Origin of the sequence: Deinococcus sp. (assembly GCF_018260405.1) — a bacterium.
In the GTDB taxonomy this organism is placed as follows: Bacteria; Deinococcota; Deinococci; order Deinococcales; family Deinococcaceae; genus Deinococcus.
The window spans coordinates 20467-33929 of the sequence record NZ_JAGLBG010000017.1 but is presented as its reverse complement, the minus strand read 5'-3'; the positions used below and the strand labels follow the sequence as shown (position 1 = coordinate 33929).

Below are 13463 nucleotides of genomic sequence, written 5' to 3'. Positions count from 1 at the left end.
CATCACTCGATGATCTTCGATTCAGAGTCGCTTTTTGTGCCAAAAACAGAAATTGGAGTGTTCATTCTGCAATTTTGAGACTTTGCGGTTGCCCAAGACAGCGGGCAGGCCCCATACGGGTGCCGCTTTGCCCAAGACAGCGGGCAGGCCCCATACGGGTGCCGCTTTGCCCAAGAGAGCGGGCAGGCCCCTTCATCAGTGTCGTTTTGCCCAAAAAAGAGCCGCCTACCCCCGATTGGCTTTGCCATGAGGTGCGCTTTACCGGACGGCACATTAAACCTCTTGCGAAAGTGGGCGTCGGGCCGCCCCGAATTCCCGCTTTCGCCGAGCAGGGCGAGTAAGAGCAAACCTAATGAGAAAACCGGGCGACTTTCGCAGGAAGTCTATAGGCTGAGACTGCACTGTTCTAGAGCAGTGCTCCGAATGATGGGCACCTCGGAAAAACACCGCCGCCCCCCTTCATTCTGCGTCCTGCTCTTTCTTTTCCACTCGGCAAAAAGATGGTCAAAAGACCACCATCTTTTTGCAAAATGCTCTAAATCATGAGGGATTTTTCGGCGTCACTTAGCCCAGTGTAGGGGATAGGGTCGCCGTCTGTATCAGGGGTTAAGCGGCGTGGCAAATTCCGGCGGTGCGGTGAAGGGTATAAGTTGCGCGACCTTGATGGGCAGGGTCGTATTTTGCTGTGTGCGCGTCAGTTGAACCCCAGCGCCGCCGGGCAGCAGGCGCGTGGTGGTTCCGGGCAGGGCGCTTAGGGCACCCAGAGACACGAAGGGCTGGCCGCTCAGCAGGGCCAGGGGCACCGCCGCCACTGTGGTGCCACTTTGCAGGGTTGCGGAAAGAGGATAGACCTGAGTCACCTTCCAGCCCAGAGCGCCCGCGCTGGCCGTCAGGGGGACATAGATCAGGTTATTTTGCACCAGTGCCCCGCTTGCTGCTGCTTTGGCGGCCTGCTCAGGCGTCATGGGCGGGTTCGCAGGTCTGGGTGCCGGAGCCTGAGCAACGGGAGACGGCGGGCTGGCCGGGGTCTGGGTGACCGGAAGCTGCGGCGGGGTGACCTGGGCCGACACGGCCTGCGCGGCGGCCTGCCGGGCAGCTTTCAGGGTCGCCAGGTCGCCCGCCTGCAAGCTGCGGCCCCAGCCGGTGCCCACGCCCCGGAAGGTGGTCCAGGGACCGAGGGCCAGCGGACGGCCCTTCAGGTTGGCATGCAGGGTACCGTCGCTCAGGCTGTAGTACAAGATGCCCGCGTCGCTGACAGCCACGCCGATGTCGATCTTTTTGCCAGTGGGCAGGGTCCACAGGGCCAGCCCGTTGCGGCTAAGAGCGTGAAGCGTGCCGTTCAGGTCGCCGACGATAATGGTGCCGTCGCTAAGTTCGGCCGCTGGCGCGGCAATCCCGGCTCCGGCGTTGTAAGTCCAGGCGTCCTGCCCGGAGGTTTTAATGGCGTAGACCCGCCCGTCGTAGCTGCCGACCACAACCAGACTGTCGTCGGTAACGATTGGGCTGGCGTTCACGAACATGCCGGTCGGTTTGTCCCAGCGCAGTTGGCCCGCCGGGTCGAGGCTATAGATGTGTTTGTCGCTACTGCCGAAATAGATGTTGCCGTCCTGATCGAGCGCTGGACTGCTGAAAACCATCGACTTGGCTGCAAAACTCCATTTGGGCTGCCCGTCGGGTGTTAGTGCCTGAAGCAGATTGCCCTGCGTACCGAAATAGATGGTGCCGTCTGGCCCGATGGCCGGGCTGCTGAATATTGCGGCTCCGGCCTTGAAGCTCCAGAGGGTCTTGCCACCGCTGTCCAGCGCCCAGGCCGTGCCACCCGCTGTCGTGACGATTACGCTGCCGTCGGCACGCAGGGCGGGCGTCGCGTAGATGTCGCCGTCGAGCTTCTGCTTCCAGAGCAGTTGGCCCGCCGCGTCCAGCGAATAGACCGTGTCATCGTAAGACACGCCGATGACGCCGCCGCTCGGGGTCACGACCGGCTGGGCGCGGCCCATATCGCCTAGCGTGAAGCTCCATTGCTCGTTGCCCTGCGCGTCGGTGCGGTGAATCTTGGTGTCGCTCCCGATAAACGTGAGTTCTCCATGAGGCGAGACACTGATGGGCGAGAACACCTTCAGGTCTCTGATCCAGCTTGGCTTGGGCGCAAGTTGTGCAGGCTGAGCCGTGGCGATACCGGCAAGCAGGCACAGGCTGCTGATGGTGATTCTCATTATTTTTCTCATCTGGAAGGTAAGCTCCTTTACAGTGTCTTTAGGGTGTCTGAAGTCTGGCAGTTGGAGGTGGACGCACGTCAAAGTAGCGTCCTAAGATGTGTTTCGTTATGAAAAAGACTCTCATGCTGACTGCGTTCGCGCTGGCGAGCCTTGCTGCCGCCCAGACCACGACCACGGACACCACCACGACCGATACCACGGCTGCCGCCCCTATGAGCGCGGCTGAGAGTTACTCTAAGGCCCAGGAATACGCCGTGCAGGCCGACGTGGCCTACCCCACTCCCTTCTACGACCGCACCCTCTGGAAGGCTTCGGTGAATCAGGCTTACCTGGCCGCCTCGGCAGAAGCGGGCAACCGTGACTACAACGCCTACCTGGCGCAGCTGTACACCAAGACTCAGTGGTGGATCAACGCCTACAACGCCTGGACGAAACTGGGCGACCTGAACGACACCGAAAAGCAGTGGGCCTCGCTGAGTGCCGCCAAGCTGGCTTATATCGCTCTCCAGCGCGGCGACAAGGCCACCGCCTCTGCCTACGTCGCCAAGGGTCAGGCCTGGGCCGACAGCCCCAGCCTCCAAGCCATCAAAAAGCGCCTGTAATACGTGCTGCCGGTTGATTCGGCGGCCAGCCTGAATCAATCCGGGCGGACGCGAGCTAGGAGCAACATACGGACTGGGCGCAGTGGAGCCGCAGTCCGTATAAGCCTTTTAGACGCAAAGCCAAGCTGTATCAGTGGTCGAAGCGCCCTCCCGAGTGGGGGCGTTTTTGTGTCCTCTAGCCGGATGCCCGCCACGCTTTATAACCAAATGCTTTAGGCTGTAGCCTATGACAGACCGTCTTGCCCAGGCCCAGACTGACTACGCCCGGCTCAAAGCCCGTGGGCTTAAGCTCAATATGCAGCGTGGACAGCCCAGCGACGCCGACTTTGACCTTAGCAACCGGATGGTAAACGCCCTGAGCGTCGAGGATCTCAAACAAGACGGTCTTGATCTTCGCAATTATCCGGGCGGCGTCGCTGGGATTCCGGCGGCCTGCGCCCTGTTCGCAGAGTTTCTGGATGTTAAGGCCGAAAACGTGCTGGTCTGGAACAACAGCAGCCTCGAACTTCAGGGCCTGATCTTTGGTTTTGCCATGCTGCACGGCTTGCGCGGTTCACAGGGCGGCTGGGTTCATCAAAAACCCAAGATCATCGTAACGGTGCCGGGCTATGACCGCCATTTTTCCTTGCTCGAAACCCTCGGCTTCGAACTGCTGACCGTGGATATGCAGCCTGACGGCCCCGATATGGCCGCCACCGAACAGCTGGTCGCCCGTGACCCGTCGGTCAAGGGGATCCTGTTTGTGCCGACCTACAGCAATCCGGGCGGTGAGACCATCAGCGCGGCCAAGGCCAAGCAACTGGCTGGACTCAAGGCGGCGGCCCCCGACTTCACCATCTTTGCCGACGACGCCTACCGGGTACATCACCTGCTAGAAGAGCGCGACACACCAGTCAACTTCGTGGCGCTGTGCCGCGACGCTGGGGTGCCCGACCGCGCTTTCGTGTTCGCCAGCACCAGCAAAGTGACTTTTGCGGGGGCTGGGCTGGGCTTCGTGGCCTCCAGCGAGGACAACATCAAGTGGCTCAGCAAGTACCTCAACGCCCAGAGCATCGGCCCCAACAAGGTCGAGCAGGCGCGGCACGTCAAGTTTCTGCGGTCATATCCCGGCGGCGTCGAGGGCCTGATGCACGACCACGCCAAGCTGATCGCCCCCAAGTTTCAGGCCGTCTATGACGCGCTGAACGAGCAACTGGGCGAGGGTGGCGGCGGTTACGCGACCTGGGCGACGCCGCGCGGAGGCTACTTTATCAGCCTGGACACTGCCGAGCCAGTTGCTGCGCGGGTCGTCGAACTGGCTGACGCTGCGGGAATCAGCCTCACGCCTGCCGGAGCCACCTACCCCGCCGGGCAGGATCAGGCCAACCGCAATATCCGGCTGGCCCCGACCCGTCCACCCTTAGAAGAGGTCAAAGAAGCTATGAGCGGTGTGGCGACCTGTATCCGGCTGGCGACTGAGGAGTACCGCGCCCCAAAGTGATGGCCGGGTAAACCTGGGGCCTAACAACTTGACAACGCTCTGCCTGCTCCGGCTGTAGGTGGGGCGCTGGTGATTGGGCACTCGGGTCTAGAAAGGCAAGATGGCGGGCTGCTTCCAGACGCCCTGGCTCAGCGTGAACGGCCCGAAGGTCGGGTGCCCCAGCAGACCCAGATCGGCGGTAAAGGCTCCGTCAAGGCGGTAGCTGACTTGCTGACCAAGGGCCACCTTCAAGAAGCTGGAAGCGGTATTCAGGGTCACGGGAATATCAAGGTTGGCGTCTTGCAGGGTCTCGCCGCCCGCTGGCAGGTTCACGTTGGGCAGATTCACATGGCCAACCTGAGCACCGTCGATGACCAGGGTTCCGGCAATATTGGCCAGCCGCACGCCGACGCCGTTAGGGTTGCCCACCTTGAGGTGCAGGGTCACGTTAGCCACCGCCGGGCGCAGGCCGCTGGGAAGACTCAGGCTATTGAGCCGGATTCCGTCTACATGCACCTGCGGCACCTTGACCGCCTGTTGCACGGGAGCGCAGGACGCGAGGGCAAGCACGGGAAACACGAAGAGGGAGCGGCGCATACCTCTCAGCATAAGGCTCTACCCTAAGTGGTATGAACCGACCCAAGCACATCACCTTTGTTGCGGCGGCACTGGCGGCGGCTTTGTGTAGTAATGCCGGAGCGATGAGCGCCGATTTCAGTGTCGGCTCGACCGGAGCCTCTGGCACGCTGGCGCGGGTAGGCGTCTCGGAAATCACGCTGGCAGGGGGAAATTTCAGTGTGGGCCTCTCGAACCGGGCCGCCGACGTGGGTTTTTCAAGAGGGCTGGCCCTGCCGCCCCTGGGCGCTGTGAATGTGACCTCGGGGGCAAAACTGGCGTATGACGGTGGCCTTCAGCTGTCGGCCCTGGCATCGGGCACGCTTGGCCCGGTGGCCCTGAAGCTTGGCAGCGCATACTTTACGGCCCCGGCGACCACTTTCGACCCGTTGGTGCCCTGGACACTGACTCCCACCGACCTGCGCCCTAGGGGTTGGAATACGGCCCTGAATCTGCGCTACCGCCTGAGCCGCGCCCGCGTGCTGGTGCTGGGCGGCGAGTTCGGGCCGCAGAACAATGGGCTGTTCGAGGTCGAAACTCACCGCGACCTGACCCGCACCCTGCCCCCTGCCGAGGGCGACGACCCCTCTGCGCCGCCCGAAACCGAGCGCACCGGCACGCTGACCTACCGCCTGGGGGCCTGCGCCGGACACGACGCGCTGGGTGTGGTCGGAGGCGTGAGCTACGCCACGGAGGCGGGCCGTACCTTCACCCTCGACGCGCAGTTTGGCCCGGAACGTGGCGGCCATTCGGGCCTGGGCGTGGTTGGCAGCGTGGCTGTGGCCGACGTGCTGGGCGAGGGCAGCACTCTGCGGGCCTACGGAGCCTATGAACCCTGGCGCCAAAACGCCGCGCAGCTTCGTCTGGGTCTGGAAGGCAGTAAGCCGCTCGGCCCCGGCACCCTGACGGTCGCTGTGCGGGGTGGGCGCACCACAGGTGCGGCTGAACTGGGCTTTGGCCTCAGCGCCGGGTACTCGCTGGTCATCGGCGGGCACTCTCCGGCCCCGGCAGGCCAGCCCGCGCCCTGACCGCATCGCCTATGCTGGACTGATGGCGCGGACGGTCAACCCCATTCAGGACCAGCAGCGGCGCGTGGCGCTGGAAAAAGCCGCCTACCTCGCCCTGTACGAGCGGGGCTTTGCTGGGGTCACGCTGGCCGACATCGCCGCGCACGCCGGGGTCAGCCGGGGCACGCTGGTCTACCACTTCGGCAGCCGCGCCGGGCTGCTGGCCGCCGTGATGCGCCGTTTTACCCGCACCACGCTGATCGCTACCCGCCGGGCGCTGCGGCAGGCGCAGACCTCCGACCAGAAGCTGCGGGCGTATGTGGACAATCAGTTTTATACCCTCGACAGTACCCGGCGCTTTTACACCGTGTCACTCGATTTTCTGGCGGCGGCTACCCGCGACCCCGAACTGATGGAGGTGCAGCGGCAGTTTATGCGTGAACGTCTTGCGCTGGAGCTGGAACTGGCGCGGCTGGGCGGCCCCGCGCAGGCCGAGGCGCGGGCGCGTCGGTTGCGGGCACTGGTCGAGGGCCTCAGCGTGCAGTTCCTGACCGACGAGCAGCCCGACCTGGACGCCTACCGCGCGACCTGCCTGGGTGGATTGCAGGCCTTGCTGGGCAAGGAGTAGCGTGTGAGCAAAAGAACGGTTCGGGCCAGAGATGATGTGTTGCGGGAGCTGGTGGCCCCACAAGGCGTTAGGGAGCAGGAGGTGATGGCGCTATGTTCCTGTTTCCGCAGGCCGTATGAGCGCCGCTCTTTTCTGCCCAGCCGGGTAAGTTAAGTACACTGCGTTTATCTTGTAGATAAACCGCGCGGAGCGCGTAGCAGAAGAAAGTACGTTGGAGCGGGAATGGAGAGGTTCCGGTGCTTTCCCGGAATCTCGCAATGTTAGCTTCAACGTACTTAGCTGACGGGTGTAGGGCAGGTCATGGCCTGTTTGAACCCCGACTGAAGCGAGAAGCCAGGGGTTGGGGTCTGAGGACATTCCCTCAACCAAAAGTCTGTCGCCTGTCTCATCTGCGCCTCCTAGACTGCCCACATGAGTTTTGTCCGTAAGCCCAGGCCTTATTCGTCGGGTCTGCCCAGTTTACCTGCGCCGCTGTCCGCCCCGCCCTCGGCTCCGTCCTCCAGGGCGCCGCGTACTCGCCCGGCCCGGCCAACGGGTCCGCGTTCGTCCTGGGCTACTGCCGTCACGGCCCTGGCTGTGCTGGGCACCGTCGTGGTGCTGCTGGTCGGCGCAACCGGACTGGTCAATCAGCTCTGGCGCGACGCCCAGTTTCGTTCGGCGGCGGCGGGCGTGTCGGACGTGATGCATTGACCCGTACCTCACTGGGTTTCAGGTGGCCCTGGCGTAACCGCTGGCCCCGCACCCCGTTCGTGCGCCAGCCTGCGCCCTGGACGCTGCGGCGTGTGTTGCGGGCAGCGCTGGCGGGCGTGGGCGGCCTGACCCTGGCGACCATGCTGCTGGGTATAGCAGGGGCGGCCAGTACCGGGGCCTTCACGCGGGCCTGGAACCTCAGAACCGAGCTGCTGCCCATCGCAGTGCAAGACCGGGGCGGCGCACCTCTGGGCGTGATCGACCACTGCCGCGAGGGAGGAATTCCCAACGCCGTACCCTGCCGCGAGTCGCTGAGTGTGCCGCTTTCGGCCATTTCGCGCCAGTTTTTGCTGGCCTACGTCGCCAAGGAGGATGTGCGGTTTTTTACCCATCCTGGCGTGGATCTGGGCCGCCTGCCGGGGGCCTTGCTCAGCGGGGCGGGTGGCAGCACGATCACGCAACAGCTGCTTAAAAATAGTGTGTTGGCGGGTCATTTCGACTACGACACTGGGCGTAGAAACCCGCTGCTGGTTCTGACGCGCAAGGCCAGCGAACTGGTACTGGCCCCACTAGTCACGCTGAAATATGGCCGGGGCGCGGTGTTCGCCATGAGCGTCAACAGCCTGCCGTGGCTGGGCATCGGCCAGCGCAAGGGAATTTACGACGCCTCGCGCACGGTGTTCGGGGTAGAGCCTGCCGACCTGACGCTGGCCCAGAGCTGCTTTCTGGTTGGGCTGCTGCCCTCGCCGGGCAAGTATCTGGTGGCGAACGACACGCCGCCCGAACTGGCGACCGCCCGGTTTCGCTGGATGCGCCAGCAGCAACTGCTCACCCTGCGGATTTTGCGCGACCACAGCCTGATTACCGCCGGGGAACTTGCTGCCGCCGCCGCCGAGCCGATTCAGCCGCGCCTGTGGCGGGTCGAGTACGCCGGGGACGGGGCCGAGCAGCGCGTCGTGAGCGCCTCGCGCAACCCCGCGTACCGCAACCAGCCTGAACCTGTCTGGGCGCTGCAATCCCTTGTGCGCCGCGAACTGCTGAGCAGCGGCCTTGACCCGCGCCGGGTGGGGCGGCTGGTTCTGACCATTGACGGCGTGGCGCAGGCGGCCCTAACTCAGCGGGTCACGGGCGAGGGCGTCACCGGCCCGCGTCCCGCCGGGGTCGGGGAGGGCGCGGCCATCGTGGACGTGCGCGGGGGCGGCGTGGTGGCGCTGGCGAGCAGCACGGGCGGCGATCTGAGCAGCGAAATGGGGCGGCAGTGGGCGGCTACGGGCCTGCGTCCGGTCGCCAGCACGGTCAAGCCGCTGCTGTACTCGGTCGCTTTCGGGCAGGGCCTTACGCAACTTAGCCGCTTCTGGGATCGCCCGACCAGCTACGGCCCGCAGCCGATCCGCAACAATTCCGGCACCTTTTTGGAGCGCCGCGTGACCATCCGCGAGGCCAATGCCCGCAGCCTCAACACCGTGGCCGTGCAGGTGGGCCTGGAACGGGAGGCCGGCCTGCGCCGGGTGCTCGCCAGCGTGGGCTACCGCGAGGACCCCGGCAACCGCGCCAGCCCCGCCCTGGGCACCTACCGCGCCGCGCCGCTAACAGTGGCGAACGCCTACGCCAGTTTCGTGAACGGCGGCCAGCTGTGCCGCCCCCACCTGATTGCCGAAGCCTATGACCTCACCGGGCGGCCCCTGCCGCTGCCAGTCCATACCTGCGAGCCTCTTTGGAATCCTGGCGTGGCCTACCAGACGTTCGATCTGCTGCGCAGCGCGGTCAGCGAGGACTACGGCCACCTTCACTTTCTGCGCCCCAGCTTTATGCAGCGGCTTCTTGGTCGGGACAGACCGCTGGGGGCCAAATCCGGCACCACCGACGATATCCGCGATACCTGGTGTGCGGGCGTGACCCCGCAGTACGCCATGAGCGTGTGGATCGGCGACCCGAACGGCGTGGCGAGTGTGCCCACCGGAATCTACCGCGAGCAGACCGCCTGCCGCGAGCTCGGTATTCTGCGCGAACTGCCCCATGAACTGCGCTCGGTGAGTGCTCCGGCGGGGATCACAGAGGCCAGCGGGGTGGCTGTGCCGCTGCCCGGCGAAACATTCACTAATCCGTCGCCGCCGGGCCGCGCCGCGCCCTGACATTCACGCCGGTCTAACCTCCGGGCACCAGACTGATGACTATGTTTTCCACCCTGCTTTCCGTCTTGCCGCTCCTGACGGCTGCTCCGGCCAGCGCCTCTACCATGCTGGGGCTGTCGACGCCGCCGCTGCATTTTGTGATGGCCGCCGACATGACTGGCAGCAGCAAGAATCCGGCCTTCGGCTACGCTAAGCAGGTTAAATTGCTCTCGCAGAGCCTGCTGCTCAATCAGGTGCATTCCGGCGACACGGTCACGCTGCTGCGGGTGTGTAGTGGCGTGCAGACCATCGCCGACTTTACCTTCCAGTCTAAAAACGGCGCACGCCTGAGCAAAAGCGACATCCTGCGCTATACCGGCGCACTGACCGAGCCGTGCACCACACATGGCAGCGCGATTACTGCGTCGCTGGCGCTGGCGCGGGCTGCCGTGAACCGTACTGCGGCAGTGGGAAGCGTGGCGGTGTTCTTCACAGACGGTGCCGTCGAGGATGACCCGGCCCGCGCTAGGCTGAGCCGCGCCTTTTCCGGCCTGCTGAGCGAGCCAGGTACCCGCCTGGTGTTCCTGGCGGGCCTCAGTCCCGAAAAGGGTGTAGGCGGCAACTCGATTCGGGACACCTTCGTCGGGGCGCTGGGCCAGAGCAGCCGTGACCCCCGCGTTCTGATGGCCGGAGCCTACGATCTGAACAACGTGTACCCCGCCTTTGCCGACGCCGTGAAAAAGGCTCGCAAGTGACCTCGTGACGCGCCGTGACCCGTCCCAGCAGGCCGGAGGCGGCCAGAGTAGTGCCCAGAGTGCCCCTACCGCAGCCCCCATGCCCGGCCCCGTGCTTGAAGGCGTCAACATCGGCGGCCCGGACCTCAGCGACGTGACCCTGCGCTTTAGCGAACGCGAGTTTCTGGAGGCCCAGGCGGCAAGCCAGTTACCCGACAGTTCCGGCCCGTCTGCCGGGGCACAGGCCAGCAACGAGTACGAGGCTGCGCTGCCCCGTCCCGACCCCCTGGGCGCAGAGCAGTTCATGCCCGTGCTGGCCCCGGACCATTTTGGGACGCTGCTGGGCGACCTGACCCGCCAGTTACCGCTTATTCCCGACGACGCCGCCCGTGCCCACCTGACCATGCGGGGCCGCCTGCTGGCGCTAAACGTGGAACAGTACCGGGTCAACTACAGTGTGACGCACCAGACCCTTAACCGCATTCTGGCTGAGACGGGTGTGGGCGTGCGCGACGCCTGGACGCGGCAGCAAGACCACCTGCGCTTTATGAACGCGGCCAGCAGCGGGGTCGAACATGAGTATGTGCAGGCCACCCGCCAGATCGAGCAGGCCCGCAGCGCCCGTTTCGATGCCCTGACCCGCTATGGGGCCACGCCCGAAACCCAGAACGCCGAGGGCTTGTACCAGCAACTGGCCCTAACAGAACTTGCCAGCGAGGGCACGCCGATTCGCCCGCCCGAGCACAAAAGCGCCAGCAAGCGGCTGTTCAACGCCTTTGCCGTCTTCAGTAAATTCTTTGTGGGCCTGATTTCAGGGGTCAGTATCAACCTGCTGTTCAACCCCGAGTCGCGGCTGTATCTGACCCTGATCGCTCTGAGCGCCGGGGTAATGTTCAGCGTGCTGCTGCTCTGGCTGGTCGACGAACTGTCTTACCGCGCCAAGGTCGCGCCGTACACCGGGCAGATGGCGCGGCCCTGGGGGTACGTGCTGGGCATCATGGTGGTCAGCCTGATTTACTTCGGTGTGGAAGGCTTTCTTAACTGGGACGGCATTCTGCGCGTGACCCAAGAAATTGCGGCTAACGCCGCGCAACAAGGCCAGTTGACCGACCTGAGTACGGCCAGCGACACCCCCGCCGCGCCGCAGCACTGGTCGCTGTTGGCCTTTACGTTGGGGCTGGTGAGTATGGCTGTCGGGGCCGCGATTATTCAGGGCCGCGAACGCGCCCGCGCCGTGCTGGAGCGTGAGCGGCTGGCCGCCCGTGTAGCCCGCCTGAAGCTCGGTGGGCAATACGCCGACCAGGCCCGCGCTGCCGATCAGGTGAGTTATCTCGAAGACCAGCGCGAACGGCTGGCCCCGCCCCGCGACGTGACCAGCCCCGACCACGCCCGCCTGAACGAACGGGTTCTGGGCCACTGGGAGCAGGAGCGCGACACCCAGGTCGGCCAGCTAAGCAGCGCGATCATGCGGGAGGCCGGGCAGCTTCAGCAGACGCTTGAGGCCTACGCCGGGCAGCTTCTGGAAGCGCAGTACCCACGATCAAAGCGCGGGCTGTTCGGGTAGTGATGGGTGAGTTTATTTTTCCTGATCTGGTGGCTCACCTGATACGGACTGCCGTCTGTTTCGTTCACCACTCGCCCAGGCACTGGGCTGCCAACTCGAGTTGCCAACTCCACGCCCGACAGTTCACCACAACCTCCCGGGCAATCCCAAGCCCTCACACTCAACTCCCGGCCACCTCCCGAACAATCAGCGTTGGTCCCTCGGCGGCCACGATAATCACAATGGCCCCCGCCGGGGTGTCCGGCCCCTGCGCCCGCCAGTCGCTGTCGCCCACCCGCACACGCCCCAGCCCATTGACGATAGACGTGGTGACAGTTACGGTGCGCCCGATCAGGCGGCTGGCCCCCTCGTTCAGGTCGTTGCCCTCGTGGCCGCCCAGCGCCAGTCGGCCCACGTAGCGGCGGCCCACTAGCACGCTCATCACGCTAAAAATGGCGAACAGCAGCAGCTGAAACGGCACGCTTAGCGGCAGCACGAACACCACCAGCCCCAGGGCAAACGCCGCCAGCCCCAGCCACACGAAAAAGACTCCGGGGGCCATCACTTCCAGAATCAGCAGCAGCGCTCCTAGCACCCACCAGTGCCAGGGCTGCACGCGTTCAAAGGTCGGCAGCCAGTCGGGCATCCCGGCTTACTTCTTTTTGCCGAAAGCTTCTTCAGCCACGGCGGCGATGCCTTGCAAACTGCCCAGGATACTGGTGGCTTCCATCGGCAGAATAAAGGTCTTTTGGTTGGGGCTGGTGGCAAAGTCCTTCAGGGCGTCTAGGTAGCGCTGGGCGATGAAGTAGTTGATCGCCTGCACGTTCCCGGCGGCGATTGCCTCGCTGACCATGCGGGTCGCGGCAGCTTCGGCCTGGGCGCTGCGCTCACGCGCCTCGGCTTCCAAAAAGGCGGCCTGCCGGGCGCCCTCGGCGCTAAGCACAGCAGCTTGCTTCTCGCCCTCGGCCTTCAGGATGGCGGCCTGGCGGAAGCCCTCGGCGTCCAGAATGTTGGCGCGTTTTTCACGCTCGGCCTTCATCTGGCGGGCCATGCTGGCGACCAGGTCAGCGGGCGGCTTGATGTCCTTCACTTCAATGCGGGTGACCTTGACCCCCCACGGCTCGGTGGCCTCGTCTACCACCGCCAGCAGCCGGGCATTGATCTGGTCGCGGTTGCTGAGCAGTTCGTCGAGGTCCATGCTGCCCATCACCGTGCGGATGTTGGTCATGGTCAGGTTAAGAATGGCCTGTTGCAGGTTGCCTACCTCATAGCTGGCCTTGGCGGCGTCCAGAATCTGGTAGAACACCACGCCGTCTACCGTTACCAGCGCGTTGTCGCGGGTAATAACTTCCTGACTGGGCACGTCGAGCACCTGTTCCATCATGTTGACGCGCCGTCCGATGCGGTCAATATACGGAAGGATGAGGTTCAGGCCAGGCTTGAGGGTGCGCTGAAACTTGCCGAAGCGTTCCTGGGTCCATTCGTAGCCCTGCGGCACGCTCTTGATTCCCGAAAACAATGTCACGATCACCAGCAGCAGCAGTACCGATACGAAAATCATAAATCCCATGTGGTCGCCTCCCGTTCAGTCCTTACGTCACTGTTACGCGCCGGGCCGCACAAAGGTTCCCGGCCCAGTCGCCAGACCCAGTCGCCAGACCAGAAATTTGGTGATTCGCCGCCAGAAGGTGAGCCGTGCAGGCGCCACCCACAGGTTCGGCTTAGGCTGGCCAAAGCCGCCGCGCCCGTTAGACACCGGGGCCATTAGCAGCCCAGAGGCCGTAGCCTAGTAGCCGTGTCCGTCCGGGCTGGGGTGCGGCTGGGCGTGGTTGCAACTGGGCCGGGTTGCCCCTGGCTG

Annotated in this window: 13 protein-coding genes; 8 read left to right on the top strand and 5 right to left on the bottom strand. The window is 64.4% G+C overall.

All coding sequences use genetic code 11. The features are described 5' to 3' along the window. Nucleotides 1-599 precede the first annotated feature (599 nt). A complete protein-coding gene (locus tag QZ269_RS04000) occupies nucleotides 600-2213 on the bottom strand; it encodes a PQQ-binding-like beta-propeller repeat protein (RefSeq protein WP_291424546.1) in 1614 nt (537 codons plus the stop codon). A 110-nt stretch (nucleotides 2214-2323) separates the two neighbouring features. Here QZ269_RS04000 and QZ269_RS03995 point away from each other — a divergent pair, with 110 nt between their 5' ends. Both QZ269_RS03995 and QZ269_RS03990 read left to right on the top strand, forming a co-directional pair. Next, the gene (locus QZ269_RS03995) at nucleotides 2324-2818 is read left to right on the top strand and encodes a hypothetical protein (protein ID WP_291424544.1); all 495 of its coding nucleotides are present in this window, start codon (nucleotides 2324-2326) and stop codon (nucleotides 2816-2818) included. A gap of 226 nt (nucleotides 2819-3044) precedes the next feature. Continuing rightward, complete coding sequence (locus QZ269_RS03990) at nucleotides 3045-4298, top strand: aminopeptidase (RefSeq protein ID WP_291424542.1); 1254 nt, start codon at nucleotides 3045-3047, stop codon at nucleotides 4296-4298. A gap of 87 nt (nucleotides 4299-4385) precedes the next feature. Here QZ269_RS03990 and QZ269_RS03985 read toward each other — a convergent pair whose 3' ends face one another. Next, on the bottom strand, nucleotides 4386-4874 hold the full coding sequence (locus QZ269_RS03985; protein WP_291424540.1) for an LEA type 2 family protein: 489 nt from the start codon (nucleotides 4872-4874) through the stop codon (nucleotides 4386-4388). A 32-nt stretch (nucleotides 4875-4906) separates the two neighbouring features. On the opposite strand from QZ269_RS03985, the gene QZ269_RS03980 reads away from it, so the two are divergent. The 6 genes from QZ269_RS03980 to QZ269_RS03955 all read left to right on the top strand — a co-directional run bounded on the left by QZ269_RS03980 (nucleotide 4907) and on the right by QZ269_RS03955 (nucleotide 11626). Further along, nucleotides 4907-5920, top strand: a complete 1014-nt coding sequence (locus tag QZ269_RS03980) for a hypothetical protein (protein WP_291424538.1) — start codon at nucleotides 4907-4909, stop codon at nucleotides 5918-5920. Nucleotides 5921-5942: 22 nt separating this feature from the next. Continuing rightward, nucleotides 5943-6527, top strand: a complete 585-nt coding sequence (locus tag QZ269_RS03975) for a TetR family transcriptional regulator C-terminal domain-containing protein (protein ID WP_291424536.1) — start codon at nucleotides 5943-5945, stop codon at nucleotides 6525-6527. A 411-nt stretch (nucleotides 6528-6938) separates the two neighbouring features. Next, nucleotides 6939-7217 carry a hypothetical protein gene (locus QZ269_RS03970; protein ID WP_291424535.1) on the top strand — a complete coding sequence of 93 codons (279 nt, stop codon included), beginning with the start codon at nucleotides 6939-6941 and terminating at the stop codon, nucleotides 7215-7217. Beyond that, nucleotides 7214-9349: a transglycosylase domain-containing protein gene (locus QZ269_RS03965; protein ID WP_291424534.1), complete on the top strand. Its 2136-nt coding sequence runs from the start codon at nucleotides 7214-7216 to the stop codon at nucleotides 9347-9349. The genes QZ269_RS03970 and QZ269_RS03965 overlap by 4 nt, the downstream gene beginning before the upstream one ends. A 41-nt stretch (nucleotides 9350-9390) precedes the next feature. Then, complete coding sequence (locus QZ269_RS03960; protein WP_291424533.1) at nucleotides 9391-10083, top strand: VWA domain-containing protein; 693 nt, start codon at nucleotides 9391-9393, stop codon at nucleotides 10081-10083. A 4-nt stretch (nucleotides 10084-10087) separates the two neighbouring features. After that, nucleotides 10088-11626 carry a hypothetical protein gene (locus QZ269_RS03955; protein WP_291424532.1) on the top strand — a complete coding sequence of 513 codons (1539 nt, stop codon included), beginning with the start codon at nucleotides 10088-10090 and terminating at the stop codon, nucleotides 11624-11626. 160 nt (nucleotides 11627-11786) lie between these two features. Here the strand turns inward: QZ269_RS03955 and QZ269_RS03950 are convergent, their stop codons facing one another. The 3 genes from QZ269_RS03950 to QZ269_RS03940 are packed head-to-tail and all read right to left on the bottom strand — an operon-like array spanning nucleotide 11787 to nucleotide 13370. After that, nucleotides 11787-12251 carry an NfeD family protein gene (locus QZ269_RS03950; protein ID WP_291424531.1) on the bottom strand — a complete coding sequence of 155 codons (465 nt, stop codon included), beginning with the start codon at nucleotides 12249-12251 and terminating at the stop codon, nucleotides 11787-11789. 6 nt (nucleotides 12252-12257) lie between these two features. Further along, nucleotides 12258-13175 carry an SPFH domain-containing protein gene (locus tag QZ269_RS03945; RefSeq protein WP_291424529.1) on the bottom strand — a complete coding sequence of 306 codons (918 nt, stop codon included), beginning with the start codon at nucleotides 13173-13175 and terminating at the stop codon, nucleotides 12258-12260. Nucleotides 13176-13208: 33 nt separating this feature from the next. Next, complete coding sequence (locus QZ269_RS03940; protein ID WP_291424528.1) at nucleotides 13209-13370, bottom strand: hypothetical protein; 162 nt, start codon at nucleotides 13368-13370, stop codon at nucleotides 13209-13211. Nucleotides 13371-13463 lie beyond the last annotated feature (93 nt).